The organism is Bradyrhizobium sp. CCGUVB4N (genome assembly GCF_024199945.1).
Taxonomy (GTDB): Bacteria; Pseudomonadota; Alphaproteobacteria; order Rhizobiales; family Xanthobacteraceae; genus Bradyrhizobium.
The window spans coordinates 9,093,668-9,119,617 of record NZ_JANADP010000001.1; the positions used below are offsets into that span (position 1 = coordinate 9,093,668).

The window sequence follows — 25,950 nt, forward strand, 5'->3', positions numbered from 1 at the left end:
CAACACGCAGTGTCGTCCCGGCGAAGGCCGGGACCCATACCGCGTGATTTCTCGATTCCAGAAGTAGCCGTACAGAACGACGAGTTTTCGCCAATCAGCTCCCTGGGGTTATGGGTCCCGGCGCCCCGTGCGCAATTGCGCACTAGGCCGGGGACGACGGCGGAGGACGTGGCGGCAGCTGTGATTACACAACGACCCGCGAACACCCCTCACCCATACACGAACGCCTTGTCGTCCAGATCCGTCTTTGGAATCTCGTCCTTCTCGGTCCAGTAATCCTGGCTGTGCTGCCATTCCGGCTTGTCGCCACGTTTGGGCAACAGGTTCATATGGCGCGTGATGTAGCCGGGGTTGAAGTTTTCCGGATCGATCCATGGCAGGATCGGCATGTTGTGGTCTTCGGCGCGCAAGGCCACCTCGACCTTCTTGCTGCCCTTCGCCTTCATGTGGCCGAGCAGCCGGCAGACAAAGTCCGCGACGAGATCCACACGCAACGTCCAGCTCGCGCGGAAATAGCCGAACACCCAGACCAGGTTCGGTACGCCTGTGAACATCATGCCGCGATAGGTGACGGTGTCGCCGAAAGCCAGCGGCTTGCCGTCGATCTCGAAGGCGATGTCGCCGAGCGCCGACAGGTTGAAGCCGGTCGCGGTGACGATGACATCGGCCTCCAGCAGCTTGCCGGATTTGAGCTGGATGCCGTTCTCGACGAAACATTCGATCTCGTCGGTGACGACGGAAGCCTTGCCGCTGGCAATGCCCTTGAAGAGGTCCGCATCGGGCACGAAGGCGATACGCTGCCGCCACGGGCGATAGCTGGGCGTGAAATGCGTCTCGACGTCGTAGTCCGCGCCGAGCACGGCGCTGATCTGGCCGATCAGCTCCTTCTTCACCTGCTCCGGCTTCGACAGGCAGAGCTTTGTAAATGCATCCTGCTCGAACAGAATCTTGCGGCGGACGATCTCGTGAATCCAGGCCTCGTCGACCTGAAGCCGGCGCAATTCCTCGGCGATCTCGATCGCATTGCGCCCCAGGCGGAAATAGGTCGGCGAGCGCTGGAGCATGGTGACATGCGCGCATTCGTCCGCGATGTTCGGCACCAATGTCGCAGCCGTCGCGCCCGAGCCGATGACGACGACCTTCTTGGCCTTGAGATCGATATCGTCAGGCCAAGTCTGCGGATGGACGATGCGACCCTTGAAGCGATCCATGCCCTTCCATTCCGGCGTATAGCCTTCCGAATGGCGGTAGTAGCCCTGGCACATCCAGAGGAAGTTCGCGGTGAAGATCCGGGCTTCGCCGGTATCGGTCGTCACCGCCTCGATGGTCCAGAGGTTCTGTTCGCTCGACCAGCTCGCCGCATTGATCTTGTGCTTGTAGCGGATATGGCGAGCGATATCGTTGTCGTCGATCACCTCGTTCATGTAGGCGAGGATCTCCTCGGCCGTCGCGATCGGCGGCCCGACCCAAGGCTTGAAGCTGTAGCCGAAGGTGTGGAGGTCGCTGTCGGAGCGGATGCCGGGATAGCGATGCGTGCTCCAGGTGCCGCCGAACGTCGCCTGCGTTTCCAGGATGACGTAGCTCGTGCCCGGAAGCTGCTTCTCGATATGGTAGGCGCTGCCGATACCGGAGATACCGGCGCCGACGATCAGCACGTCGAAATGTTCCGAAGCCTGTTTGGTGGTGGCGTGACTGCGAACAGCGACATTCATTGTTGTTTCTATGCCTTGCTTGTTTTTGTGGCCGCCCTTGATCGGACGACGCGTTTCCTCCGCGACAGGCATGGTTGCCAACCGCGCTTCCTCAGCAAAATGACATAGATCAAGTCGCGATCAAACTACAACGCCGCGCCCCAGCTCCGCGCTGTCTGCAAGATCCAGTCGCGATAGAGCGTCAGCGGCGTGACGCCCGTCAATCCGCCGCAGCCGGCGGCACCATTTGGTCCCGTCGACCAGCTGATGACGCCGACAAGCACGGCGCCATTCGGCTTGTCTTCGAACACGGGACCGCCGGAATCACCGGTGCAGGCGCCGATTCCGTCGCGAACACCGTTGGTTACGGGATCGACCAGGCGGATCTGGAACGTGCCGGGCTGACCTGTGGCCGCGAGACTGGCAACGCGAATCGCGCCGCCGCTCTTGCCATCGCCGCGCACGGTGACGCCGATACCGGCGATGGTAAAGCGGCTGCCAACCTGGATTGGAATATTCGGCATGCCGACCGACACTGTCGATTTTCCCTTGAGTGGAATTTCCAGTTGCAGCAATGCCACGTCGGCGGTGGCACGATGCGCCAGCATCGCCTGCATGTTGAAGCCTGGATGGATCGCGACAGTACGCACGTTCAGCAGTTGCGGCGCGCCGTCCGCGCCGCGATCGACGATCTTGTAGTCCGCGCCGGGCTGCACACAGTGCGCGACGGTGAGCACCAGTTTGGGTGCGATCAGGCTGCCGGTGCAGAAATTGCCGCGCGAGCCCACGATGGTGACGACCGCACGCGCGACGCCATCGGTCTGCGGCGTGCCGCCGCCGACGATCGCATGCGCGGGCGTGGCGAGCAGCAGCGCGGATACGATGAGAGTTGCAAGCTTCTTCATGGGAACACGCTCTGGCGTCAGCATCGGCTTCGGACTGGCCCTTGCCGATAGCGCATGCTAGCCCTCTTGGAAAGGAATTGACGAGGGCAGGATAGTGACGATCGAGGCTGTGATCTTTGATTTTGGCGGCGTGTTGACGAGTTCGCCGTTCGAGGCGTTTTCGCGGTTCGAGACCGAACGCGGCCTGCCCGTCGACATCATCCGGCGCACCAACGCCGCCAATCATCTGGAGAACGCCTGGGCCAAGTTCGAGCGCGCCGAGGTCGACGTCGACACGTTCGACAAGCTGTTCGCAGAGGAGTCGCGTGCACTCGGCGCTGAAGTACGCGGCCGCGAGGTGCTGCCGCTGCTTCAAGGCGATCTGCGTCCCGAGATGGTCGAGGCCCTGAAGCGCATCAAGGCCAGGTTCAGGACCGGCTGCATCACCAACAATTTGCCGGCCAACGCCATCGGCAGCATGACCGGGCGTTCGCTCTACGTCGCCGAGGTCATGGTACTGTTCGACCACGTCATCGAATCCGCCAAGATCGGCCTGCGCAAACCGGACCCTCGGATTTACCAGCTGATGGTCGAGACGCTGAAGGTCGATCCGAAGACGTGCGTTTATCTCGACGACCTCGGCGTCAATCTGAGGCCCGCGCGCGAGATGGGCATGACCACGATCAAGGTCGCGAGCGGCGCGCAAGCGATCGCCGAGCTCGAGGCGGCGACGGGGTTGAAGCTGGGGTAGGCAACTCGTTGTTGCGAGGCGTAGCGCCGTGGGGTGGGCAAAGCGGAAGCGTGCCCACCACAGGCAGATGGTGGGCACGGCGCTTCCGCGCCTTTGCCCACCCTACGAGAGCCTACTCTGCTGCAGCAGCGATCCGCTCCGGAAACGCCGCCGCCAGCGACGCACGATCCGGCTTCAGCACACCACGCTCGGTGATGAGCCCAGTGACGAGCCGCGCCGGGGTCACGTCGAAGCCGTAGTTCGCGACCGGCGATCCCTCCGGCACGATGCGCACGGTCTCCAGCCTGCCGTCCGCGGTACGGCCGGTCATGTCGGTAACCTCTGCCCCGCTGCGCTGCTCGATCGGAATGTCGCGAATGCCGTCATTGACGGCGAAGTCGATCGTCGGCGACGGCAGCGCAACGTAGAACGGCACGTTGTTGTCATGCGCGGCGAGCGCCTTCAGATAGGTGCCGATCTTGTTGCAGACGTCGCCATTGGCGGCGACGCGGTCGGTACCGACGATGGCGAGATCGACCATGCCGTGCTGCATCAGATGCCCACCGGTGTTGTCGGGGATCACCGTGTGCGGCACGCCGTGATGGCCGAGTTCCCAGGCGGTCAGCGACGCGCCCTGATTGCGCGGCCGGGTCTCATCGACCCAGACATGGATCTTGATGCCGCGTTCTTGCGCGAGATAGATCGGCGCGGTCGCGGTCCCCCAGTCGACGGTGGCGAGCCACCCGGCGTTGCAATGGGTCAGCACGTTGACCGTCTCGCCCGGCTTCTTCTTCGCAACGATCGCCTCGATCAGCGCGAGACCGTTGGCGGCAATGCCGCGGTTGATCTCGACGTCCTGCTCGACGATCTCGTCGGCGCGCGCATAGGCGGCTTCCGCCCGCTCGACCGGATCGATCGGCGCGAGCGTCGCGCGCATTTCGTCCAGCGCCCATTTCAGATTGATCGCGGTCGGCCGCGTCACCACGAGCGTATCGTAGGCGCGTTTCAAGCCCGCGTCGGAGGCGTCCTCGCGCATCGCCAGCGCCATGCCATAGGCCGCGGTGGCACCGATCAACGGCGCGCCACGCACCAGCATATCGCGGATGGCGACCGCGGCGTCCTCGCACGAGGTCAGCTTCGCAACAACGAACTCATGCGGCAGCCTGCGCTGGTCGATCGCGCCGACCGACCAGCCGTCGCGCTCGCGCCAGATGCTGCGGAAATGCTTACCGTCGACCTTCATGGCATTCTGCCTTTTCGTCCTTGTCTTGCATCTCAACCGCGCAGGATGCGCCCGGCCACCGCATCGAGCTTCTTCAGAAGCTCGGGATCGCGCGCCTCGGGCGCGGTGATCAGCGCGGTGTCGAGCGCACGGTCCGAGCCGATCGGGCACGGCTCGTGCTCACGGGGAAACTCCCTGGCCAGCCGCGCCACCAGCGCCTTGGCTTTGTCGGCGTTGGAAGTCAGCACGCGGATGATGTCCTGCACCGTGACGGCATCATGATCGGGGTGCCAGCAGTCGAAATCCGTCACCATCGCGACCGTCGCGTAGCAAATCTCGGCCTCGCGGGCGAGTTTTGCTTCGGGCATGTTGGTCATGCCGATCACGGAATAGCCCAGCGTCTTGTACGTCATGCTTTCCGCATAGGTGGAGAATTGCGGTCCCTCCATGCAGACATAGGTACCGCCGCGCGCGATCGCGATGCCCTCGGCTTCGGCCGCAGCGGCCAAATGAATCCGCAGCCGCGGCGAGACCGGATGCGCCATCGAGACATGCGCGACGCAGCCCTTGCCGAAGAACGAGCTCTCGCGCTTGTGCGTGCGGTCGACGAACTGGTCGACGAGAACGAAGGTGCCGGGCGGCATCTCTTCCTTGAAGGAACCACAGGCCGACAGCGAGATCAGGTCGGTGACGCCGGCGCGCTTCAGCACGTCGATATTGGCGCGATAGTTGATGTCGGAGGGCGACAGGCGGTGGCCCTTGTCGTGGCGCGGCAGGAACACGATCGGCAGGCCTGCGATGGTGCCGCGCCGCACCGGCGCCGACGCCTCGCCCCAGGGGCTCCTGATCACCTCTTCGTGCGCGCCTTCGAGTCCCGGCAGGTCGTAGATGCCGGAGCCGCCGATGATGCCCAATACCGCCTGCGTCATGCCTGCTCCACCCTGTCAGCTACGTGCGACATGGTTAAGCTATGCCAGTTTTGCGGCGGTTTTGGAACGGGGTGGTGAGATGATGCCAGTGGTGTGGGGGGCGGCGGCGCTCACCACGCACGAGATGTCGTCCCCGCGAACGCGGGGACCCATACCGCGAAATCTATCGAGGTGGTTGGTCGTAATCCCGAACGACCGATCTTCGTCAAACTTCTCCCTGGGGTTATGGGTCCCTGCGTTCGCAGGAACGACCCAGGAGAGAGAGCGGCGTCCGCGGCTTAAGCCGCGGCCGCCAACTTCAACTGCGTCGCGACCATGCGTTCCAGCGTCTCGACGGACTGGAAATTCTCGGGCGTGATCTCGGTCTGCGGAATGGTGAAGTCGAACTCGGCTTCGACGCCCAGCATCAGATTCACCATGTCCATCGAGGTCAAGCCGGCATCGACGAGCTTCGTCGACGGCGTGACGTCGGCGGTGAGCGAATTCTGCGCGAGGATGCCCTTCACCAGCTTGGTGATGCGATTACGCAAATCGGTATCGAAAGCCTGCATTGGCAAATTTCCATCTGTCCATAAAAGGTCGGCCGGTTGCCGGGTACGATGGGCACGACCGGCCGATCCCGCAATGGGCGGCACCATTACTTCGCGTTTCTTAGTAAACGATGACTCAGATTGTCTGAAATTCGGGCTTCTTCCAAATCCCTAACGTGACATCGGGATTCTCGCCGACGCAAACAACCGGCCCTTAACTGTTCGTCCGGAATTGCGGTTCGTTTACCCTCTATTTCATCGACGAATTTGAATTAAATCCGTAGCCTCAGATCACAAGCAAAGATGGTCGGATGATCGCGAACGGCATCGCAAATGATGCCTGCGGTTTCGAACGGCGAAACGGAGGCGGACGAGCATGAACGTGCGTGAAGCAGTCCTGGCTGTCGACGAGACGCAAGCGAGTCTTTTCGAAGGTCCTTCCTTGATCGAGCGTGCGGCTCGCACCGCCACCGTGGCGGCAGCCGACGCTGACGGCGTCGATCGCGACGCCCGCTTCCCCCACAAGGCTTTCGACACCGCGCGCGAGCAGAAACTGCTCGGCGTCATGATCCCGGTCGAGTTCGGCGGCTTCGGCGCCTCGATCTACGATGTCACCGACATCTGCTACACGCTCGGGCGCGCCTGCGCCTCGACTGCGATGATCTACGCGATGCATACGACCAAGGTCGCCTGCGTGATCCGCCACGGACACGGCATTCCCTGGATGGAGACCATGATGCGCCGGGTCGCCCGCGACCAGTGGCTGCTCGCCTCCTCCACCACCGAGGGTCAGAACGGCGGCAACATCCGCGCCAGCGCGGCCGCGGTCGACCACGCCGGCGACACCGTCTCGCTCGTGCGCGACGCCACCGTGATCTCCTACGGCGCCCAAGCCGACGGCCTCGTCACCATCGCCCGCCGCGCCACCGAGGCTGCGGCTTCCGACCAGGTCCTGCTGGCGCTCGCCAAGGACGATTATTCGCTGAAGCAGACGCAGGGGTGGGAAACGCTCGGCATGCGCGGCACCTGCTCGACCGGCTTCGAGCTGAAGGTTGATTGCCCCGCCGACCGTGTCTTCCCGGAAGCCTATGACAAGATCCACGCCCAGACCATGACGCCGTTCGCGCATCTATGCTGGTCGTCCGCCTGGGCCGGCATTGCCGCGGCCTCGGTCACGCGTGCGCAGGCCTTCGTCCGCAAGGCGGCCCGCAGCTCCGGTGGCCAGATGCCGCCGGCGGCTGCGCACTTCACCGCCGCGAAGATGTCGCTCGCAAAACTGCGCGCGCTGATCGCAGCCAATGTCGACGCCTTCGCCGGCGCCGAGCATGACGAGCGCGCGCTCGGCTCGCTCGATTTCCAGTCATCGATCACGCTGTTGAAGGTCCAGGCCTCCGAGCTCGCGGTCGAAACCGTGATGCATGCGATGCGTACCGCGGGCCTGTCCGGCTATCGCAACGACGGCGAGTTCACGATGGGCCGCCATCTTCGCGACGTGCTGTCGTCCCCGATCATGATCAACAACGACCGTATTCTGGCCAATGCCGCCACCTCGACCTTGATGAGCGGCATTCCGGCAAGCCTTCGTGACTAATAAGCCTTCGCGACCGACGTGCTTTCGAGACCAACAAGAATAATTGCCGATAACAGGAAGTCGAACATGAACATTGCTGTTCTCCCCGTTTCGCCCGAGACCGCACCGCAGGCCACGGATCCGCTCGATCATCTCGCCGACAAGCTGTTCCACCCGATGGGGTCGGACGGCGTCTACGCCCGCACCGCGCTCTATGAGGGCGTTGTTGAACGTCTCGCCGCACTGATCACGAGCAATCGCGAAGCCGGCACCGAGGTGATGCGCTTCCCGCCGGTGATGAGCCGCGCCCAGCTGGAAAAGTCCGGCTACCTCAAGAGCTTCCCGAACCTGCTCGGCTGCGTCTGCGGCCTGCATGGTACCGAACGCGAGATCAACGCCGCGGTGAGCCGCTTCGATGCCGGCGGCGACTGGACCTCGTCGCTGTCGCCGGCCGACCTCGTGCTGTCGCCCGCGGCCTGCTATCCCGTCTATCCGATCGCGGCGAGCCGCGGCCAGCTGCCGAAGGGCGGCCTGCGCTTCGACGTCGCGGCCGACTGCTTCCGTCGCGAGCCGTCGAAACATCTCGACCGGCTGCAATCGTTCCGGATGCGCGAATATGTCTGCATCGGCACCCCCGATGACGTCGCCGACTTCCGCGAGCGCTGGATGGTGCGCGCGCAGGCGATCGCGACCGATCTCGGCCTGACCTTCCGCGTCGACTATGCCAGCGATCCCTTCTTCGGCCGCGTCGGACAGATGAAGGCGGTGAGCCAGAAGCAGCAGCAGCTGAAGTTCGAGCTGCTGATCCCGCTCCGCTCGGAAGAGCAGCCGACCGCCTGCATGAGCTTCAACTATCACCGCGAACATTTCGGAACGACCTGGGGCATCCAGGACGCCAATGGCGAGCCTGCGCACACCGGCTGCGTCGCCTTCGGCATGGATCGCCTGGCGGTCGCGATGTTCCACACCCACGGCACCGATGTCTCCGCCTGGCCCACCAAGGTGCGGGACATTCTTGGCATGCAGCCGCAAGTCGCGGCTGACGCTCACGGCGAAGGTTGGCGCTAAGGTAAGGGGCCTCCCATTTCCACGGGTAAGACGAGCGTGATCCACACCAAGGTCCGATGTCGCGAGATCACTGAAGCCGACGTCGATGCGGTCGCGGACCTGTTGACGCGCGGCTTCGTCGGCCGCTCGCGCAATTACTGGATCCAGGGCCTGCGCCGACAGGCCTTCCGGCCGGTGCCGGACGGCTATCCGCGCTTCGGCTACATGCTCGACAATGACGGCGCGCCGGTCGGCGTGCTGCTGCTGATCTACACGACGCGCAAGGATGGCGAGGAGACCGCCATCCAGTGCAATCTGTCGAGCTGGTATGTCGAGCCGGCTTACCGCAATTACGCGCCGCTGCTGACCAAGATCGCGCAGCGGCACAAGCACGTCACTTACCTCAATATCAGCCCGGCGCCGTGGACCTGGCCGCTCATCGAGACGCAGGGCTTTCGCGCCTATTGCCGCGGGCTGTTCGTCTCGGTGCCGGCACTGTCGCGCGCACCACGCTGGAGCAAGATCGAGGTCATCTCGCAGCATACCAAGCAGATCGAGGGGCTCACCGATGATGAGACCGAGCTGCTGACGCGGCATGCACGCTACAATTGCCTGAGCCTGGTCTGCCGCACGCCGAAGGGCGTCTTCCCCTTCATCCTGCAACCGGTGCGCATCCGCCGCGGTTTCATCGCGCCGCCGGCGATGCAGCTGATCTACTGTCGCAATGCTTCCGAATACGCCGCCTGTGCCGGCCGTATCGGCCGGCTGCTATTGCGGCTGGGCAAGATCTCGGTTTTCGTCGATTCTAACGAGCCCATCCCCGGCCTGGTCGGTATTTATACCGAGCGGCGCGGCCGCAAATATTTCAAAGGTCCGCACCGCCCGCGGCTGGCTGATCTCACGGATACGGAACTCGTACTCTACGGGCCGTAGGGACGGTACGCTCTTACAGCAAAGACGGTGTGGTCCCGGCCTCCGCCCGGACGGCACCTAGATTTGTTGCGCGATTCCGGACACTCGCTCTCTTCATTACCAGTCACCCTCCGTAAACTACGGCGCTTAAGGGAATTTTCCCGCCTCTTCGCTACGCTCAGTGGCTGAATGACGTTGCGTTAAGTCTATTTCCGCCGAGATCCACTGATCCCATGACGTCGACAAGCGACAGCGAGCTCGGTGCACGCCGCGAGCAAGGCCAGGACGGCCTGCTTGGGCTGAGCCAGCTTGCACTCGATGGCATGGAACAGGGCGTCTGTGTCTACGACGCCGATAACCGGATCGTGCTGGTCAATACACGCTACCTGACGCTGTTCAACATGTCGCCCGACATCGTTCGGCTCGGAACGAGCTATCGCGACGTGCTTGCCCACAGCATGGCGCGCGGAAACATTCCAGCGGATGAACTCGACGCGCTCTATGCTTCACGGATCGCATTGATCGCGGCCGGCAAGCCGTTCCAGACCCGGCAAACGCTCGCCAGCGGCCTTGTCATCACGCTCGAACTGAAGCCGCTTCCCGGCGGTGGCTGGATGACGATCTGCGACGATGTCAGCCGCCTCGCCCGACTTGAGACCGAGCTGCAACTCCAGACCGAACGCAGCCAGCATGCGCTCGCGCACATGTCGCACGGCCTGATCATGTATGATGCCAATAGCCGCATCGTCGTCTGCAACGAGCGGTTCTTGCAATTCTACAACCTCGACCGCAACGTCGTGAAACCGGGTGTCGCGCACAGCACCGCCATCGACCACTGGCTGTCGCGCGGCAACAGAGCGGACATGTCCGGAGAGGAGTTCCGCGATGCCCGGATCAACGACGTCCGGACCAGGAGCCCGAAAACCGTTCTCGTGACGCGCTATGACGGCCGCAGGGTCCAGGCCGTATCCCGGTTCATGCCCGACGGCGGCTGGGTTACCGTGCATGAAGACGTCACCGAGCGGCTGCAGCACGAAGAGACGCTGAAGCAGCAGAACCTCATGCTGGATGCCGCGCTCGAAAACATGGCGCATGGGCTCGCGTTCTACGACAGCGACATGCGCCTGCGCACCTGTAATTCCACCTACCAGGAGATCTACCGGCTGTCGCCGGAGGAGAGCAAGCCCGGCACACATCTCGCCGAGCTGATCGAACGCTCGATGGCGAACGGCGCCTTCTCCTCCGAATACAGCCCGCAGCAGATCCTGGAAACCGCCCGCACCCGGATCGCGAACCGCGATTCCTCGCCGATGCGGCGAAGCATGACCAACGACACGGTGATCTCGGTTCGCTATTGCGCGCTGCCCGAGGGCGGCTTCGTCGCCACCTATGAGGACATCACCGAGCGCGAACGCGCGGTCGAGGAGCTGAGCGAGCAGTATCGCCGCTTCGACGCGGCGCTGAACAACATGAGCCAGGGCCTGTGCATGCTCGATGCAAGCCTGCACGTGATCGTCTGCAACCGCCGCTACATCGAGATGTACGGCCTGTCGCCCGACATTGTGAAGCCCGGCGTCTCGATGCGCGAGATCATGGAGCACAGCTGCGATCTCGGCATCCATCCGAACACCACCGCCGCCAAGATCTATGCCGACTATGTCGAGCGGCTGCGCGAGGGCGAGCACACGCTGCACCGCCATCTGAGCGACGGCCGCATCATCAAGCTGAACCACAAGCGGATGGAGCATGGCGGCTGGGTCGTCACCTATGAGGATGTCACCGAGCGTCACAAGGCCCAGGCCCGGGTCGCGCACATGGCGCAGCACGATTCCCTCACCGACCTGCCCAACCGCACGCTGTTCCGCGAGAAGATGGGCGAGGGGCTGAACCAGGTCGCGATCGCCGGCGGCGCGATGGCCGTGCTCTGCTTCGACCTCGACAATTTCAAGACCGTCAACGACCGGCTCGGCCACGCCGCCGGCGACCGCCTGCTGCGCTGGGTCGCAGCACGGCTGAAGGAGAATGTCGGCGAGCACGACACTGTCGCCCGTCTCGGCGGCGACGAGTTCGCCGTGCTGCAGCGCGGACCGCAGCCGCAATCCGCGGAGCGGCTTGCTCGACGCCTGGTCGAGATCATCGGCCATCCGCCGCCGCTGGAGAGCCAGTCGATCCATGTCGGCGTCTCCGTCGGCATCGCGATCGCGCCCGACCACGGCCTCGACGCCGACGAACTGATGAAATGCGCCGATCTCGCGCTCTACCAGGCCAAGGCCAAGGGGCGCGGCGCCTATCAGCTGTTCGAGCCTGAAATGGAAGAAGAGGCGCGCAGCCGGCATGCGCTGGAGCACGACCTGCGCGGCGCGCTGGAAGCCAACCAATTCCATCTGGTGTTCCAGCCGCAGGTGCGGCTCGACACCACCGAGCTGACCGGCTTCGAGGCGCTGCTGCGCTGGAAGCATCCGTCGCGTGGCCTGGTCTCGCCGGCCGAATTCATTCCGATCGCCGAAGAGAACGGGCTGATCGTTCCGATCGGTGAATGGGTGCTGCGTACGGCCTGCGCCACGGCGGCCTCGTGGCCGGATGTCACGGTCGCGGTCAATTTGTCGCCGGTGCAGTTCCGTTCGCGCGGACTGGTGGCGATGGTGACGAGCGCGCTTGCAGAAGCCGGCCTGCCGCCGCAGCGGCTCGAGCTCGAGGTCACCGAGACGGCGCTGCTCGATGACAGCGAGGCGACGATCGAAATCCTGCACCAGCTCCGTGCCCTCGGCGTGCGCGTCAGTCTCGACGATTTCGGCGTCGGCTACTCTTCGCTGAGTTACTTGCGCAAATTCCCGTTCGATCGCATCAAGATCGACCGCTCCTTCGTCGGCACGCTCGGCGAAAGCCCCGAGAGCGTCGCCATCGTTCGCACCATCGCGAGCCTCGGCTCCGTGCTCGGCGTCGAGACAACGGCGGAGGGTGTCGAGACGGTGGAACAGCTCGAATTCGTCAGGGAATGCGGCTGCACCGCGGTGCAGGGATACTATTTCGGCAAGCCCTGCCCGGCAGCCGAGGTAGGACTCACCATCGAGACGCTAGGCGCGGTCCGCCGCGTGGCGTGAGGCGCGACGCAATCAGTCCTCGCCGGCTCCGCCGAGCCGATCGCGCAGAACACTGATCACGCGATGAGTCGTCTCGATCTCCTTCACTGACAAGCCATCTGCCAATCCATTGACCCACGGAACCTGGAGCCGACCGGCTGCATCGTAGACCTGCCTGCCCTTGTCGGTGAGCACCACGAGCTGTGCCCGGCGGTGATGCGGATTGGTCTCAAACTCGACGAGGCCGTCCCGGGCGAGGTCGTTGACGATCCGCTGCACGTTCTGGCGGTTGGCGCCAAGATTGCGCGCCAGCCAGGCCACCGGCTCCGGGCGCTCGGCACCGACGATCGCGCCCAGGATCTGCCAGCGTGCGCTGGTGAGCCCCAGCGAGGCCACCAGCCGGTCACCGGCGGTCAAAAGCAGGCCATTCGCGCGGAACAGATCGAGGATGAAGCCGGTCAGGGCCTCGCCGGAAGGGGTGCGTCTGGTCCTGGTCATTTGTAATGATTACCCCGTATTGACATCATCATGTCAAATATCTATGTCACACCTTGTCGAATTGACATGATGATACCAAATTGAATGGAGTGATGCCATGCCCCAGATGCGTCCGCTCGACCCGAGCTTCCCGATCGACCGCCAGATCGCGCTCGACGCCGGCCCCGTGGTGCTGGTCAATTTGTTCACGCTGGATGCGGCGGATGAACAGAGCTTCCTGACGAGCTGGCAGGACGATGCGGCTTTCATGAAGCGGCAACCGGGCTTCATCTCGACCCAGCTCCACCGTGCCGTCGGCGACAGCCCGACCTATCTCAATTATGCGGTCTGGGAATCCAACGCGCATTTCCGCGCGGCGTTCACGCACCCGGAATTCCGCGCGAAGATCGCGGTCTATCCGGCGTCGGCGGTGGCAAGCCCGCATCTGTTCCAGAAGGTCGCGGTACCCGGGGTCTGCGTGGCGTAGCCGCAAACGTAGGGTGTTAGCTTGCCGCGGGCAGCGCACTGTCCGGCGGCGGGCACCACGGGCGCTCGGCTGACGCCAGCCCGATCAGGCGGCCCTGGATGTAGTCGCAGCCCCAGTCGCGCAGCATGTTGGCGGCCTCCTCGTCCTGCACCCATTCGGCGACGGTCTTGATGTCGAGGCGGCGGGCGAGGTCGATCAGGGTCTGCACGAAGGCGCGGTCGTCGGCGGAATGCGTGATGTTCTGGACGAAGGCGCCGTCGATCTTGACGATGTCCACGCCGAGCTTGCGCAAATTGCGGAACGAGGTGTAGCCGGCGCCGAAATCGTCGATCGCGATTCTGCTGCCGAAATTCTTGAGGCGGCTGACGAAGGCGCGGACGTCGTCGATGTCCTGGATCGCAACCGTCTCGGTGATCTCGACGATCAGCCGCTCGGCGACGCCGGGATGGGCGCGCATCAGCGATTCGATTCCGGCCCACCAATCGGGATCCATCGTGGTGTCAGGCGAGATGTTGAGGCTGAGGCGGATGTCGGGGGCGGCCGCGAGCTCGGCAACCACGAGCTCGAGCACGCGGTGATCGACCAGACGGATGAGGCCGAGCCGCTCGGCGACCGGAACGATGTCGGGCGCGAGCAGCACCTGGCCGTCGCCCTGGTCCATCCGCACCAGGCATTCGTGGAACGCGCCCTCGCGCGTGGCAGCCGATACCACCGGCTCGTAAGCAAGCTTGATGCGCCGCTCGTTGAGCGCGGTGACGATCTCGTCGGTGACGCGAATGTTGACGCGGCGCTGCGCATCGCGCTCGGCATTCGGACGCCAGGTGGCGAACGAGCCGGCGCGACGGCGCTTGGCGGCATCCAGCGTCTCGTGGGCGCGGTTGATGGCCTCGTCGGTATTGCGGGCATAGCGCGGCAGGCTGACCGCACCGATCGAGACGGTGACCGAGACCGGGCCGGATCTGGTCGGCACCACCTCGTCACGGACGCCGGCGAGAAAGCGCTCCGCGGCAACGTTCATGTCGTCGACGGTGCAGTTCTTCAGGATGAGGCCGAACTTGTTGCCGGAGAACCGGCCGAGCACGTCACCACCGCGTAAACGCGCGCGAATGCGCTTGGCGACGTCGAGGATCACGGCATCGGCCACGTCGAAGCCGAAAGCGTCGTTGACGCGGGCAAGATGATCGATGCCGACCAACATGAAGGCTGCGGTCGAGCGGAAGCGGGTCGTTTCCTCGATCGCTTCGGCCAGCGCCGCGATCAGGTGAGAGCGATTGAGTTCGCTCGTGAGGGGATCAAGCCGGGCAAGCTTGGTCAGCTCCTCGTCACGGGCGCGCCGCTCATTGTTGATGCGGACAGAGCCGATCGCGCGCATTGGGCGGCCGTCGGCACCGGCGAACCAGCGGCCGGTCTCCTCGATCCAGACCACAGGATCGGAGGCGCTCATGCGCACGCCATATTCGACCCGGTAGGGCGTGCCGTCGGTGCCGTGCACGGGAGATGTCTGCGCCAGCGCCGCGCTCCGCGCCGTCTGCGCGGGCTCGATCAGCCTGGCGAACTCGGCGCCGGTCGCGAGGCGCTCGGCGGGAATGCCGGGAAAGATGGCGCCGACCTGCTCGCCCCAGACAATGGCGTCGCTCGCGATATCCCAGACGAACACGGCCTGACCGAGAGCGGCCAGGATTTCGGAGGCTTGCGGCAATGCGGGGGTCAAAAGCGCCTCGTTTCGGGACAGCGGTGAGTCCTGAGCCGGCACAGAATACGGCCAGATTCGCCCTCGACCCTAGGCAAAGTTCATAAACAATTTGGAAACCACGTTTCCGGACGCCCTGGAACGGAATAGGCTCGACCGGCATAGGCCTTGCGAGACCATCACATGCACCGGCGCGAGCGTCCCAAAACGCGCCAGTTCAACCGGATCAGCGGTGTTGCGATGGTGAATGCGGACCAGATCGAAGAGACAACGCGGGAAGCGAGTACCGCGCTGGTACCGCTGACGCCCGTTTTGCAGTTGGTCCGCAAGGTACCGCTGACGCGCCCCGATCCGAGCTTCGTCACCCAGCTGATCGCCAATGCCGAGCACCTGCCTCAGGCAAGCCGGCTACGTCGCGGCTCGTCCGAGGACGCGCGCATGGCCTATGGCGGCAAATGCCCGCTTCCCAGCGTCACCTCACGCACGCGTCAGGTCGCGTAACGCCGATCAGCGTGGCTCTTCAGGCGAGGGCGGCGTGCCGTTGCCCGGCTGCAAATGCGGCGAGGGAATTTCCGGCGACGGCATGATGCCCGGCTTCGGCGCGGGATGATCCATCAGAACGGATTCGGCAACCGATTGCGCCGAGGGCGCGGGCGGCGGTTCAGGCTGCGGTGCGGGCACGGGATTGAGCTTCGGCTCGAACACTGTTGCCGGCGGCGGCGCCTCGGCCTGACGCTTCGACTTGCGCGGCACCGCCACCGTCTCCGCAGCGACATAGGTGATACGGCGGCGCGTGCGCTGGGCGATGCCGCCGAGGAAATCGGCCATCGCGAGCAACACCAGCAGGAAGTAGGTGGAGTTGCCGAATTTGGGCCACATCACGAATTCGGCCGCGGCCGCACCGAACAGGATCAGCGACAGCAGGTGATCCATCAGGAACTTTGCGCCGGGCCGCGCGCCCTTGACCACTTCGAGCAGCAGCAACAGCACGCCGAGCGCCAGCAGGAGATCGGCGAGCGTCACCGGCCAGGTCTCGCCGGTGATCATCGGCACCTTGAACAGCACGTCCGAGAAGGACACGCTGGGCATCAGGAAGGCGATGATGTTGTAGACCGCGAGCGGAATCAGAAGCAGCGGGAAACCGACCATCGGCAAAGCGCCTTCTCGATCAATATGTTCGGGCAAGACAATGCGACGGCGAAGCATTTGCTCCGCCGCCGTCACCGTCATATCTCATGGATTGGCCGAAATCAGGCAGGTCACGTCATCCTGATTGAGGATAACCCTGCCTGAGAAGAGTCTCAGGACTCTTTCTTCTTCAGGACCTGACGGCCCTTGTACATGCCGGTCTTGAGGTCGAGATGATGCGGACGACGGAGCTCGCCGGAGTCCTTGTCTTCCACATAGGTCGGCTTCTTGATGGCGTCTGCCGAGCGGCGCATGCCACGGCGCGACGGCGAAGTTTTTCGTCTCGGAACGGCCATTTCAATATCCTCTAGGGATTGGTGTTCATCCGGGCATCGTCCGCGAAGGGACGGCTCAGCACCCGCAAACCGAGGCGAGCTGAATGCCGATCAAGGCCGGGCTTATAGAGGAAGGCTGGCCGTAAATCTAGGGTTCTGGGACGGAAAATGCGCCCGAAAAGGGCCCGAAATCAGCGATTTTCCCGCCAGCACGTCAAAAGCGAGGAGGCCTGTGCCCTCGCCACATAGGTCCCGGCCAGCCGCCGGACGCCCGGTCCCGGGGTCCTGGCGCTGCGTTTGACCGGATTCGGCAGGATCGAGGCCAAAAGGGCCGCTTCCCGGGGCGAGAGGTTGGCAGCCGACTTGCCGAAGGCGTAGGCGCTGCCCGCCTCCACCCCAAACTGGCCCTGCGGGCCGAGCTCGGCGATGTTAAGGTAAATTTCCAGGATCCGCGGCTTGGGCAGCACGAAATCGATCCAGAGCGCCAGCGGGAATTCCAGCGCCTTGCGGACGAAATCGCGTCCCTGCCAGAGGAACAGGTTTTTCGCGACCTGCTGGGTGATGGTGGAGGCACCGCGGAACGGCGTCCCGTCCTCCTTGGCGTCGTCGATGGCCTCGCGCAGCGCGCCCCAGTCGATGCCGTGGTGCTTGCAGAAATGGGCGTCCTCGGCCGCCACGACCGAGCGAGGCACATATGGCGACATCGCCGCCAGATCGATCCATTCCCGATGCATCGGCGCGCCCGTCAGCGAGCGCCAGGCCATCAGCGTCGAAACCGGATGGCCGGCGCGGTAGAATGGCGCGATCACATAGGGCGCCAGCATCGCGACCACGACCATCACCAGCAGGATTTTGACGACGCGCAAATCGACCTTTCCGGCGCAAATTGAAACCTGGCCGCGAATCCCGCCATTAAGTCTGTGATAATTCGGGCCTTTTCCAGCACTTTTTAGGCCTTCCAAACGATTGACTGGGGCCGGCTCATAAAGGATTGTCCCGCCGAATTTTAGTTCTGGAGCCTTTCTTGATGACCGGCACGTCCCCGTCCGATTTCGCCAAACGCCTGGACAAGACCGCTGATGACACCGAAGCCCTGCTCGGGCGCCTCCTGTCGGACGACATCCTGCACGATGAGATCGCCCGTCCCAAGCGACTGATGGACGCAATGCGCTATTCGAGCCTGAATGGCGGCAAGCGCCTGCGGCCGTTCCTGGTGGTCGAGAGCGCGGCCGTGTTCGGCGTTCCCCGCGAAGCGGCGCTGCTCGTGGGTGCCGCGCTCGAGTGTATCCACTGCTATTCGCTGATCCATGACGATCTGCCGGCAATGGACAATTCGGACCTGCGCCGTGGCCGCCCCACCCTGCACAAGCACACCGACGACGCCACCGCGATCCTCGCCGGCGACGGCCTTCTGACGATCGCCTTCGACATCGTCACCCGCGACGAGATCCATCGCGACGCCAATGTGCGGTTGCTGTTGACGCGCGCGCTGGCGCGCTGCGCCGGCATCGGCGGCATGGTCGGCGGCCAGATCCTCGATCTCGCCGGCGAAGGCCGTTTTGGCGGCAACGAGCCGATCGATGTCGCCCGTATTCAGCAGATGAAGACCGGCGCGCTGCTGCGCTATGGCTGCATCGCCGGCGCGATTCTCGGCCAGGCCTCGCAGAAAGAATACCAGGCGCTCGACGATTACGGCCGTGCGCTCGGTGAAGCCTTCCAGATCGCCGACGATCTGCTCGACGTCGAGGGCGATGCGGCAGCGCTCGGCAAGCCGGCCGGCGCCGATGCCGCGCTCGGCAAGACCACTTTCGTCACCCAGCTCGGCATCGAAGGCGCCAAGCAGCGCGTGCGGGATCTGCTCGCCCGCGCCGACAGCGCGGTCTCGATCTTCGGCGATCGCGCCGCCGTGCTGCAGGCCGCAGCGCGCTTCGTCGCCGAACGCAAGAACTGACGCGTATCGATGGCGGCCGAGGGCAAAGAAGACCCCGTCCTCGTCCGCTTCCGCCAGATGTCGCGGCCCATGCGGCTGATCTACGCGCGGCCGCGGACCTTCATCTCGCTCGGCGTCGGCATCCTCGTCTGCCTGCTCGTCCCCGGTTCGAACCGGCTGGTAACGCGGCTGCTGTTCGGCTGGGATGCGCTGATCGCGGTCTATCTCGTGCTGGTCTACAGCATGATGTTGTGCAACGACCATCAGCACATCCGCCGTAGCGCCGCGATGCAGGACGACGGCCGCTTCGTGATCCTGCTGGTGACGGCGATCGGCGCATTCGCCAGCATTGCCGCGATCGTCTCCGAGCTCGGCACGCCGCACCGTGGCGCCGCGGAGCTGACGATCGCGATCGCGACCATCGCGCTGTCCTGGGCCGCCGTGCACACCACCTTCGCGTTGCACTACGCCCATGATTATTACCGCCATCCGGCGGGCGGATTGCAGTTTCCGAGCGGCGACAAGGAAGATCACGCCGACTATTGGGACTTCGTCTACTTCTCGTTCGTGATCGGCATGACCGCGCAGGTCTCCGATGTCGGCATCACCGACAAGACCATCCGCCGCACCGCTACGGCGCATGGCATCGTGTCCTTCATCTACAACACGGCGCTGCTGGCGCTGACGGTGAACATCGCGGCGAGCGCGATTGCGACGTGATCCCCGCGACATTGTCCCGGCTTCGCCGGAACGATGTCAGGGGGAGCAGCGCTCTCAGTTGCAGACCTCGGCATTGGCATCAACGTGAGGGCCGCCGCCACCGCGATACACGAGGTGGCAGCCGGGCTTGACCGGACGGCAGAGCAGGTCGTTGCAGAAAATCTGTCCCCCGCCGCCCGAGGCGCGACCCGCGCCGGCTGCAGCGATGCCGCCTGCCGCTCCAGCGGCCGCGCCACCGGACTGACGACGCTGCCGCGCGGGACGATCATCGCCGTCGTCTCGCTTGGCCGTTGCAGGCTTGGCCGGCTTGGCGGCACGCTGCTTCTCGCATTCATTGTCGTCGTTCAGCACATAGCCGTCGCCGCAGACGATCTTGGTGCACTTGTCACCGTCGGGCTTGAAGCCGTGATCGCAAACCAGCGGGCAGACGCGGGACTGCTTTGACTTGACCGTGTCGAGCGCATCCGTGCTTGCGACCTTCACGTCGAGCTTGGTGCCGGCATAGCGGTTGAACTGCGACAGCGACCGCTGCGAGGACGTGCTCCAATTGCCGTCAGCCTGACCGGAGAAACAGCCGACGCGGCCAAGCTCGGTCTGCACCGAGCGACTGAGATCGGCCGGCGTGGCAGTCGGCGTCAGCGCGGCGACATTGGTGCCGGCAGGGCTCGCCGTGCTGGCCGGCGCAGCGCTCGGTGCCGTGGCGGCGAGATTGACGCGCTGCTGCTCGGCGGCCGCAGCCTGCTGCTGTGCCTGCTCCTTGGCCTTCTGCGCGGCAAGCTGGGCCTGCTCGGCGGCCTTCGCGTCGGCAACAGCCTTGGCCTGGGCATCTTTCTGGGCCCCGAGGGCGGCGAGACGGTCGCGTTCGGCGTCGGCCTGCTTCGCCTTCTCGATCGCCGCCGCATGAGCCTGCTCGGCCTGGATCTTGTCGAGCTGAAGCTTGGCAAGGTTCGCATAGAAGCCGTCCGGGTGCTGGGCCAGGAAGGCCTCCCACGCCGGCTTGTTGCCGACCTGGAGCGCGAGCTCGTAGTCGCGGCGCATATCGGCCTGCGGATTCACGACGGGCGCGACCGCGGCCACGGGCGCGGCTTTCACCGGCACCAGCGGCACGTCTTCGCCGCCGAGCGAACCGTAAACGAACGGCTCCTGCTTGTTGCCGGTCGATTTGAGCACGTCGTCGCGCACGAAACCGAAGGCGCGGCGAACGTCGAGGCCCGGCGTCGTCAGATGCTTCGACAGCGCGATCGTGAACGGGCTGTTGGCGCCGTCGCCATCCTGCGCCGTGAAGCCGGCCTTGGCAGAATAGGCGATCAGCGTATTGGAGCTGGTCGGCTCGACCTGGGCCAGGCCACGGCCGATGCCGCGGGAGGCCAACGTGCGCTTCATGGTCCTGCCGAACGGATTGTCCCGGCAGGCATCGAGGATCACTAGGCGAAGCTGCTTCGCCGGCTCGACTGCGACCAGAACGCGATCGAGCGAGAGCGCCTCGTCATAGACATCGGTGTCGCGCTCGAGTTTGGCATCGACCGGAATCAGATAGTTGGAGCCTTCGACCTCGATGCCGTGGCCGGCATAGTAGACGACGGCGATATCGGCATCGCGGGTTGAATCAGCGAAGTCGCGCAGCACGCGCCGCGTGTCGAGCGCGGTCAGATCGTGACGCGAATCGACGACATCGAAGCCGGCATCCTTCAGCGTCTTCGCCATCACCGAACCGTCATTGACGGGATTGGCGAGCGAGGGCGCGTGCTGATAGGCCGAGTTGGCGAGCACCAGCGCGACGCGCTTTCCGGCGAAGGCGGGCCCGGCGCCGAACATCAGCGCGATGGCGAGGAGAAACGGGCAAAGTCTGAAAAAATTGCGCATGACACGACTTCCAGGAATTCGGGGCAGTTCACACCCTCAGGGACAGCCTTAGCAAAATCCAGCGCCCGCGCTTGTGATGGAGGTCACGAAGACCGCGGCGGCGACCAGCCGAGGAACCTCTTTCATTAGTCGCACCAGGCGGTTGACGGTTCGCCGCCGAAATGCGCGCGGGCCGGCGCTCCCTAGCCATCCCCGATATGCCCCCGGTATTGCGGCAGGTCGTCCGTGATCTCGTGCCACGGCGCCTTGGAGCCCACGAAAATATGGGCGCTGGGGCGGATCGAGGGGGCATCGACCAGGGTTCCCATGGCGACATGGGCCCATTTTCCTTGGCGGACCCGGGAATAGAGCAGCGACCCGCAGCGGGCGCAGTGCGCGTCATGAGTGGTATCGTCCCCGTAGATCATCCGCTGATCCTCGCCCGCAACGAGGCGGAGCTGGCTGTATTCGACGCCGGCGAACGGCTTGAAGGCGGAACCGGTGGTCCGGCGGCAGTTCGAGCAGTGGCAGTTCAGCGCATAGGAAAACGCGTCCGCCACCTCGTAGCGGACAGCGCGGCAATAACATTCGCCGACAAGGATGCGAGCGTTCGATTTTTCTGATCCGGTCATGACGGTGCCCTGGCACAAATTGCGGAGGACACCCATAGCGCAATTCGATGCGTACCACTAAGTTCGCGGCGCGCCATCATTCAAAGGGATGACCCATGAGCCAGAATCGTTCGAGCGTCGAAGCCGTCGTGCAATCCTATTTCGACGGGCTCTACGAGGGCGACGCCGAAAAGCTCGGCGCCATCTTCCATCCGTCCGCCGATCTGCGCTGGGTCGAAAAGGGCGAACTGCAGGTGCTCACCGTGCCCGACTGGCTCGACCGCGTGCGCAAACGCGCCTCGGCCAAGGCGGAGGGCAAACCGCGCGAGGATTTCATCGTCACCATCGACCGCTCGGATGACAAGACCGCCTTCATCAAGGTCAGATGCCAGCTGCCGCCACGCTTCTTCACGGATTATCTGGTGGCCATGAAGCTCGCCGACGGTTGGCAGATCGTGTCGAAATCGTATCGGTATGACCTGAAGGAGTGAGGGACCTTAGCCGACGGATTCTCGTGGTCCTCGGCCCTCCTCTCAAATCCGCCGTCATTGCGAGCCCAACTCTCGCCACACGTCATTGCGAGGAGCTCTTGCGACGAAGCAATCCAGAGTCATTCCGCTGAAAAGATTCTGGATTGCTTCGCTTCGCTCGCAATGACGGCGCGGATAGCGCGTCCCTTGCCCCTCACTCCACCCCCTGCTCTTCCCGAAAGTCCCCCCATGCTGCTCGACCGTCGTTCCCTGCTCGCCTCGCTGTGCTGGATGGCCGCCTCTCCGGCTCTCGCTGCGGACGCGCCGCCTGAACTCGAATCCTACGAGCGCGAAAGCGGCGGGCGGATCGGGGTCTACGCGGAGAATCTCACCACCGGCGCGAAGCTCACCTGGCGGGCCGACGAACGCTTCGTGATGTGCTCGACATTCAAGGCTTCGCTCGCGGCTTGCGTGCTGGCACGGGTCGAACGCGGCGAGGAGAAACTGGCCGCGATGGTCCCTTATGGCAAGGCCGACCTGCTGGAGTACGCACCGGTTGCAAAGCAAAACCTGTCGGCCGGCACGATGTCGGTCGCGGACATGTGCAAGGCGATCGTCGAGCTCAGTGACAACACCTGCGCCAATCTGCTGCTCGCACGGATCGGCGGCCCCGCCGCGCTCACGGCGTTCTGGCGGTCGATCGGCGACACCACCTCGCGGCTCGACCACAACGAGCCCGAGCTGAACCGCTCACCGCCCGGCGATCCCCATGACACCACGACGCCGGCAGCGATGGCCGGCAATCTCAAGCGGCTCGTCACGGGCGAAGCGCTGTCGCCGGCTTCACGGGCCCAGCTCACCGACTGGATGGTGGGCTGCAAGACCGGCGCGAACCGGCTGCGCGGCGGCCTGCCGGCCGGCTGGAAGATCGGCGACAAGACCGGCAACAACGGCAAGGACGCATCCGGCGATATCGCGGTCGCCTGGCCCAAGCCCGATACGCCGATCCTGATCGCGGCCTATACCCAGGGCGGCACGCCGAACCCCACACAGATCGAGGCGGTGTTCACCCGCATCGGGCGCATGGTGGCCGAACGACTGGCGTAAGCCGCTTCGCATTGACCTCTTGGCCGCTTCCGGGCCAAGACAGGCCATGATCGCAGCGAAATTCCAGACCTTTCTCATCCTGCTCACGGTGCTGGCTGGCACCGCGCTGGTCGCACGGCGCTTCAACCTGGCGCCTGCCATTTTGCTGATGCTCTCCGGCGTCGGCCTCGCTTTCGTGCCGGGCATGCCGCCGGTGGAACTGCCGCCGGAACTGGTGCTGCTGATGGTGCTGCCGCCGCTGATCTACTCGGCGAGCGTCGCAATGAGCTGGCGCGAGTTCAGGAACAATCTGCGCCCCATTGTGCTGCTCGCAGTCGGCGCGGTCATCTTCACCGCGGCGCTTGTTGCGGCTGCGACGCATTACGTGATCGGCCTGCCCTGGAGCGTCGGCTTCCTCCTGGGCGCCATCGTCGCACCGCCCGACGTGGTGGCGCCGCTCGCGATCGCGCGCCGGCTGAACATGCCGCGCCGGCTCCTGGTCATCCTCGAGGGCGAAGGGCTTGCCAACGACGCCACCGCGCTGATCCTGTACCGCTTCGCGCTCGCGGCGATCATGGTCGGGCATTTCTCGCTGCCGCTGGCGGCCGGCGAATTTTCCCTCATCGTCGCCGGCGAGATCGCCTTCGGCATCGGCGTCGGCTGGCTTTCGCTGCGCTTCCGCAAATGGTCCTGCGAGCCGCGGGTCGAGCTGACGTTGTCGTTGATCACGCCCTACGTGTCCTACTGGCTGCCCGAACATGTCGGCGGCTCCGGCGTGATCGCCACCGTCGCCTGCGGCCTTTATGTGAGCTGGAACGGGCCGTTGCTGATCTCGGCGTCGACGCGCCTGCAAGGCATCTTCTTCTGGGACCTCATCATCTATCTGATCGAAGGTCTGCTGTTCCTGCTCACGGGCTTCCAGATGCGGGCGCTCTATGAAAAGTCAAAAGCGTTCCCGCTCGACGACATCATGATCGCGACCGTATTGGTCATGACCATCATCGTTCTGGCGCGCTTCACCTGGCTCTATCCTGCGACCTATCTGCCGCGGATGCTGAGCAAATCGTTGCGCAAGCGCGATCCGTCGCCGCCCTGGCAATGGCCGTTCGCACTCGCCTTCACCGGCGTGCGCGGCGCGGTGTCGCTGGCCGCCGCACTGGCGCTGCCATTCACGCTGCCTGATGGCAATGCCTTCCCGTATCGCGATTTGATCCTGTTCGTGGCCTTCGGCGTCATCTTCATCACCCTGATCGGCGTCGGCCTGACGCTGCCGCCGGTGGTCCGCTGGCTCGGCATCGCGGAAGCCGGCCGCAACGAGCATGTCGCCGAGCACGAGGCCGAGATCGCGGCACGGCGCCAGGCGCTCGACGCCGCACTGAAGTCGCTGGATGCGTTGACCGAAGAGAAAGAGGTCTCGGATGAAGTGATGCGGCTGCTGCGCGCGCGCCACGAGATCCGGGTCAACCAGCTTCCTGACTCACTCGATCCCGCCCGCCACGACGTCTCCGCCGCAGGCACCGCACTGACCCGCGAGCTGATCGCCGCCGAACGCAAATTCATCCACGACCTGCTCCGCGACGGCCAGATCACCGACGAGACGCGACGGAGGATCGAACGCGATCTGGATCTGGAAGAGGCGAGCCTGGCGAACCGGGAGTATCAGGGCGCGCCGCTGTAGATTCTCGTCATTGGGAGGATCCAGATTGCTCCCGCGGAAAGATTCTGGATTGCTTCGCTGCGCTCGCAATGACGGGTGCCGCAGCAACGAAGCAAATTACCGTCTTTCGCAATACGCCCGCATTGCCGTCACAACGGCCGTCGCGATCAGCTCCTGCCGCTCCGGCGAGTTCATTGCCATCTCCTCATCGCGGTTGATGATGGAGCCGGCTTCCAGCAGCACCGCGGCACTTCGGGTCTGCGAGAGCACGACGAGCCCGTCATAGCGGTAGACGCCGACATCCTTGTCGAGCAATGGATGCCGGTAACGCCCCATCACCGGCAGGCTGTATTGGGTCGCGTATTGCAGACCCTTCTCCTTCAACTCCCGGCCCAACAACCGGGCGAAGGCGAGGCTGGCGGCAAAACGCGGATTGCGCTCGGACACGAACAGCGAATGGCCGCTGAAGCGATCGCTGAAATAACTCCTGGCGCCTTCGAACTCCCATGGCTCGAGCATCTTGTCCGGCACGGAATCATGGTGGATCGACAGGAAAAAATCGGCATGCGCGGCGCTCGCAGTGCCGACACGCTTGAGCAGGCTTGGCCGCGCCTTGCCGTCGGTCACCAGCACGCGGGTCGCAGCAAAGCCCGCCGACTTCAAGCGCTCTCCGATCAGCCGCGTCAAATGCAGGTTGAAGCCGAACTCCACATCGTTGCGCGCACTGGTCGCGCCCTGCGATTCCGAGGTGTGCCCGACATCGAGGATGATCCTGAATTTGCGCGGCTCGCATGGCTCCGGCGCCGGCGGCTTGATCTTGGCCCTTCCGGCCTTCCGCGCCCCGGCCGCCTTGCCCTGATCAGTTGGCAAAGCCAAAAGCGAGATCAGCGAAACAGCAATAGCGGCGGTGATGCGCCACGAT

The 25,950-nt window shown here is 64.4% G+C and carries 25 protein-coding genes; 12 read left to right on the forward strand and 13 right to left on the reverse strand.

Annotated features, from left to right (window positions below; all coding sequences use genetic code 11):
* Window positions 1-209 precede the first annotated feature (209 nt).
* Complete coding sequence (locus tag NLM31_RS42370; protein ID WP_254196049.1) at window positions 210-1,712, reverse strand: NAD(P)/FAD-dependent oxidoreductase; 1,503 nt, start codon at window positions 1,710-1,712, stop codon at window positions 210-212.
* Between the two features lie 125 nt (window positions 1,713-1,837).
* Window positions 1,838-2,596, reverse strand: coding sequence for a trypsin-like serine protease (locus tag NLM31_RS42375; protein WP_254135074.1), 759 nt, complete (start codon window positions 2,594-2,596; stop codon window positions 1,838-1,840).
* A gap of 94 nt (window positions 2,597-2,690) precedes the next feature.
* Between NLM31_RS42375 and NLM31_RS42380 the strand changes: the two genes are divergently transcribed.
* Window positions 2,691-3,326, forward strand: a complete 636-nt coding sequence (locus NLM31_RS42380; RefSeq protein ID WP_254196050.1) for an HAD-IA family hydrolase — start codon at window positions 2,691-2,693, stop codon at window positions 3,324-3,326.
* 112 nt (window positions 3,327-3,438) lie between these two features.
* Here NLM31_RS42380 and mtnA read toward each other — a convergent pair whose 3' ends face one another.
* The 3 genes from mtnA to NLM31_RS42395 all read right to left on the reverse strand — a co-directional run bounded on the left by mtnA (window position 3,439) and on the right by NLM31_RS42395 (window position 6,007).
* Window positions 3,439-4,548, reverse strand: a complete 1,110-nt coding sequence (gene mtnA, locus NLM31_RS42385) for an S-methyl-5-thioribose-1-phosphate isomerase (protein WP_254196051.1) — start codon at window positions 4,546-4,548, stop codon at window positions 3,439-3,441.
* A 32-nt stretch (window positions 4,549-4,580) separates the two neighbouring features.
* Window positions 4,581-5,456 carry an S-methyl-5'-thioadenosine phosphorylase gene (locus tag NLM31_RS42390; protein WP_254135077.1) on the reverse strand — a complete coding sequence of 292 codons (876 nt, stop codon included), beginning with the start codon at window positions 5,454-5,456 and terminating at the stop codon, window positions 4,581-4,583.
* Between the two features lie 278 nt (window positions 5,457-5,734).
* Entirely contained in the window at window positions 5,735-6,007 is a 273-nt protein-coding gene (locus NLM31_RS42395; RefSeq protein ID WP_254135078.1) for a phosphopantetheine-binding protein, read from the reverse strand.
* A gap of 355 nt (window positions 6,008-6,362) precedes the next feature.
* Here NLM31_RS42395 and NLM31_RS42400 point away from each other — a divergent pair, with 355 nt between their 5' ends.
* The 4 genes from NLM31_RS42400 to NLM31_RS42415 all read left to right on the forward strand — a co-directional run bounded on the left by NLM31_RS42400 (window position 6,363) and on the right by NLM31_RS42415 (window position 12,616).
* Window positions 6,363-7,577 carry an acyl-CoA dehydrogenase family protein gene (locus NLM31_RS42400; protein ID WP_254135079.1) on the forward strand — a complete coding sequence of 405 codons (1,215 nt, stop codon included), beginning with the start codon at window positions 6,363-6,365 and terminating at the stop codon, window positions 7,575-7,577.
* Window positions 7,578-7,643: 66 nt separating this feature from the next.
* Window positions 7,644-8,624, forward strand: coding sequence for an amino acid--[acyl-carrier-protein] ligase (locus NLM31_RS42405; RefSeq protein WP_254135080.1), 981 nt, complete (start codon window positions 7,644-7,646; stop codon window positions 8,622-8,624).
* A 36-nt stretch (window positions 8,625-8,660) separates the two neighbouring features.
* A complete protein-coding gene (locus NLM31_RS42410) occupies window positions 8,661-9,536 on the forward strand; it encodes an acyl-CoA acyltransferase (protein WP_254196052.1) in 876 nt (291 codons plus the stop codon).
* 212 nt (window positions 9,537-9,748) lie between these two features.
* Entirely contained in the window at window positions 9,749-12,616 is a 2,868-nt protein-coding gene (locus tag NLM31_RS42415) for a PAS-domain containing protein (protein ID WP_254135082.1), read from the forward strand.
* Between the two features lie 12 nt (window positions 12,617-12,628).
* Here the strand turns inward: NLM31_RS42415 and NLM31_RS42420 are convergent, their stop codons facing one another.
* On the reverse strand, window positions 12,629-13,093 hold the full coding sequence (locus NLM31_RS42420; protein ID WP_254196053.1) for a MarR family winged helix-turn-helix transcriptional regulator: 465 nt from the start codon (window positions 13,091-13,093) through the stop codon (window positions 12,629-12,631).
* A 97-nt stretch (window positions 13,094-13,190) separates the two neighbouring features.
* On the opposite strand from NLM31_RS42420, the gene NLM31_RS42425 reads away from it, so the two are divergent.
* Complete coding sequence (locus NLM31_RS42425; RefSeq protein WP_254196054.1) at window positions 13,191-13,559, forward strand: antibiotic biosynthesis monooxygenase; 369 nt, start codon at window positions 13,191-13,193, stop codon at window positions 13,557-13,559.
* A 16-nt stretch (window positions 13,560-13,575) separates the two neighbouring features.
* On the opposite strand, the gene NLM31_RS42430 is transcribed toward NLM31_RS42425, so the two are convergent.
* A complete protein-coding gene (locus NLM31_RS42430; protein WP_254196055.1) occupies window positions 13,576-15,270 on the reverse strand; it encodes a bifunctional diguanylate cyclase/phosphodiesterase in 1,695 nt (564 codons plus the stop codon).
* Window positions 15,271-15,489: 219 nt separating this feature from the next.
* On the opposite strand from NLM31_RS42430, the gene NLM31_RS42435 reads away from it, so the two are divergent.
* On the forward strand, window positions 15,490-15,750 hold the full coding sequence (locus tag NLM31_RS42435; protein ID WP_254135566.1) for a hypothetical protein: 261 nt from the start codon (window positions 15,490-15,492) through the stop codon (window positions 15,748-15,750).
* Between the two features lie 6 nt (window positions 15,751-15,756).
* Here the strand turns inward: NLM31_RS42435 and NLM31_RS42440 are convergent, their stop codons facing one another.
* The 3 genes from NLM31_RS42440 to mtgA all read right to left on the reverse strand — a co-directional run bounded on the left by NLM31_RS42440 (window position 15,757) and on the right by mtgA (window position 17,578).
* Window positions 15,757-16,398 (reverse strand): hypothetical protein, encoded by a 642-nt coding sequence (locus tag NLM31_RS42440; RefSeq protein ID WP_254135086.1) that lies wholly within the window; start codon window positions 16,396-16,398, stop codon window positions 15,757-15,759.
* Between the two features lie 152 nt (window positions 16,399-16,550).
* Entirely contained in the window at window positions 16,551-16,733 is a 183-nt protein-coding gene (rpmF, locus tag NLM31_RS42445; protein ID WP_007598106.1) for a 50S ribosomal protein L32, read from the reverse strand.
* 170 nt (window positions 16,734-16,903) lie between these two features.
* Window positions 16,904-17,578: a monofunctional biosynthetic peptidoglycan transglycosylase gene (mtgA, locus tag NLM31_RS42450; protein ID WP_254196056.1), complete on the reverse strand. Its 675-nt coding sequence runs from the start codon at window positions 17,576-17,578 to the stop codon at window positions 16,904-16,906.
* A 161-nt stretch (window positions 17,579-17,739) separates the two neighbouring features.
* Between mtgA and NLM31_RS42455 the strand changes: the two genes are divergently transcribed.
* Entirely contained in the window at window positions 17,740-18,663 is a 924-nt protein-coding gene (locus NLM31_RS42455; protein ID WP_254135088.1) for a polyprenyl synthetase family protein, read from the forward strand.
* Between the two features lie 9 nt (window positions 18,664-18,672).
* Window positions 18,673-19,362, forward strand: a complete 690-nt coding sequence (locus tag NLM31_RS42460) for a DUF1345 domain-containing protein (protein WP_254196057.1) — start codon at window positions 18,673-18,675, stop codon at window positions 19,360-19,362.
* A 54-nt stretch (window positions 19,363-19,416) separates the two neighbouring features.
* Here the strand turns inward: NLM31_RS42460 and NLM31_RS42465 are convergent, their stop codons facing one another.
* Window positions 19,417-21,225, reverse strand: a complete 1,809-nt coding sequence (locus NLM31_RS42465) for a caspase family protein (protein WP_254196058.1) — start codon at window positions 21,223-21,225, stop codon at window positions 19,417-19,419.
* A gap of 182 nt (window positions 21,226-21,407) precedes the next feature.
* Window positions 21,408-21,836: a GFA family protein gene (locus tag NLM31_RS42470; RefSeq protein WP_254196059.1), complete on the reverse strand. Its 429-nt coding sequence runs from the start codon at window positions 21,834-21,836 to the stop codon at window positions 21,408-21,410.
* A gap of 95 nt (window positions 21,837-21,931) precedes the next feature.
* Here NLM31_RS42470 and NLM31_RS42475 point away from each other — a divergent pair, with 95 nt between their 5' ends.
* The 3 genes from NLM31_RS42475 (at window position 21,932) to NLM31_RS42485 (ending at window position 25,049) form a co-directional block, all read left to right on the forward strand.
* Window positions 21,932-22,306, forward strand: coding sequence for a nuclear transport factor 2 family protein (locus NLM31_RS42475; protein ID WP_015689302.1), 375 nt, complete (start codon window positions 21,932-21,934; stop codon window positions 22,304-22,306).
* A 228-nt stretch (window positions 22,307-22,534) separates the two neighbouring features.
* Window positions 22,535-23,392 carry a class A beta-lactamase gene (gene bla, locus NLM31_RS42480; RefSeq protein WP_254196060.1) on the forward strand — a complete coding sequence of 286 codons (858 nt, stop codon included), beginning with the start codon at window positions 22,535-22,537 and terminating at the stop codon, window positions 23,390-23,392.
* A 46-nt stretch (window positions 23,393-23,438) separates the two neighbouring features.
* Window positions 23,439-25,049 (forward strand): Na+/H+ antiporter, encoded by a 1,611-nt coding sequence (locus NLM31_RS42485; protein ID WP_254196061.1) that lies wholly within the window; start codon window positions 23,439-23,441, stop codon window positions 25,047-25,049.
* A gap of 96 nt (window positions 25,050-25,145) precedes the next feature.
* Here the strand turns inward: NLM31_RS42485 and NLM31_RS42490 are convergent, their stop codons facing one another.
* Window positions 25,146-25,940 carry an N-acetylmuramoyl-L-alanine amidase gene (locus NLM31_RS42490; RefSeq protein ID WP_375167566.1) on the reverse strand — a complete coding sequence of 265 codons (795 nt, stop codon included), beginning with the start codon at window positions 25,938-25,940 and terminating at the stop codon, window positions 25,146-25,148.
* Window positions 25,941-25,950 lie beyond the last annotated feature (10 nt).

Coding starts and splice junctions, on each gene's coding strand:
- NLM31_RS42395 (WP_254135078.1), bottom strand. CDS start 6,007: ATGCAGGCTTTCGATACCGATTTGCGTAATCGCATCACCAAGCTGGTG.
- NLM31_RS42435 (WP_254135566.1), top strand. CDS start 15,490: ATGGTGAATGCGGACCAGATCGAAGAGACAACGCGGGAAGCGAGTACC.
- NLM31_RS42465 (WP_254196058.1), bottom strand. CDS start 21,225: ATGCGCAATTTTTTCAGACTTTGCCCGTTTCTCCTCGCCATCGCGCTG.
- NLM31_RS42425 (WP_254196054.1), top strand. CDS start 13,191: ATGCCCCAGATGCGTCCGCTCGACCCGAGCTTCCCGATCGACCGCCAG.
- NLM31_RS42420 (WP_254196053.1), bottom strand. CDS start 13,093: ATGACCAGGACCAGACGCACCCCTTCCGGCGAGGCCCTGACCGGCTTC.
- mtnA (WP_254196051.1), bottom strand. CDS start 4,548: ATGAAGGTCGACGGTAAGCATTTCCGCAGCATCTGGCGCGAGCGCGAC.
- NLM31_RS42460 (WP_254196057.1), top strand. CDS start 18,673: ATGGCGGCCGAGGGCAAAGAAGACCCCGTCCTCGTCCGCTTCCGCCAG.
- NLM31_RS42470 (WP_254196059.1), bottom strand. CDS start 21,836: ATGACCGGATCAGAAAAATCGAACGCTCGCATCCTTGTCGGCGAATGT.
- NLM31_RS42415 (WP_254135082.1), top strand. CDS start 9,749: ATGACGTCGACAAGCGACAGCGAGCTCGGTGCACGCCGCGAGCAAGGC.
- NLM31_RS42405 (WP_254135080.1), top strand. CDS start 7,644: ATGAACATTGCTGTTCTCCCCGTTTCGCCCGAGACCGCACCGCAGGCC.
- NLM31_RS42485 (WP_254196061.1), top strand. CDS start 23,439: ATGATCGCAGCGAAATTCCAGACCTTTCTCATCCTGCTCACGGTGCTG.
- NLM31_RS42390 (WP_254135077.1), bottom strand. CDS start 5,456: ATGACGCAGGCGGTATTGGGCATCATCGGCGGCTCCGGCATCTACGAC.
- NLM31_RS42455 (WP_254135088.1), top strand. CDS start 17,740: ATGACCGGCACGTCCCCGTCCGATTTCGCCAAACGCCTGGACAAGACC.
- NLM31_RS42440 (WP_254135086.1), bottom strand. CDS start 16,398: ATGGTCGGTTTCCCGCTGCTTCTGATTCCGCTCGCGGTCTACAACATC.
- NLM31_RS42475 (WP_015689302.1), top strand. CDS start 21,932: ATGAGCCAGAATCGTTCGAGCGTCGAAGCCGTCGTGCAATCCTATTTC.
- rpmF (WP_007598106.1), bottom strand. CDS start 16,733: ATGGCCGTTCCGAGACGAAAAACTTCGCCGTCGCGCCGTGGCATGCGC.
- bla (WP_254196060.1), top strand. CDS start 22,535: ATGCTGCTCGACCGTCGTTCCCTGCTCGCCTCGCTGTGCTGGATGGCC.
- NLM31_RS42375 (WP_254135074.1), bottom strand. CDS start 2,596: ATGAAGAAGCTTGCAACTCTCATCGTATCCGCGCTGCTGCTCGCCACG.
- NLM31_RS42400 (WP_254135079.1), top strand. CDS start 6,363: ATGAACGTGCGTGAAGCAGTCCTGGCTGTCGACGAGACGCAAGCGAGT.
- NLM31_RS42370 (WP_254196049.1), bottom strand. CDS start 1,712: ATGAATGTCGCTGTTCGCAGTCACGCCACCACCAAACAGGCTTCGGAA.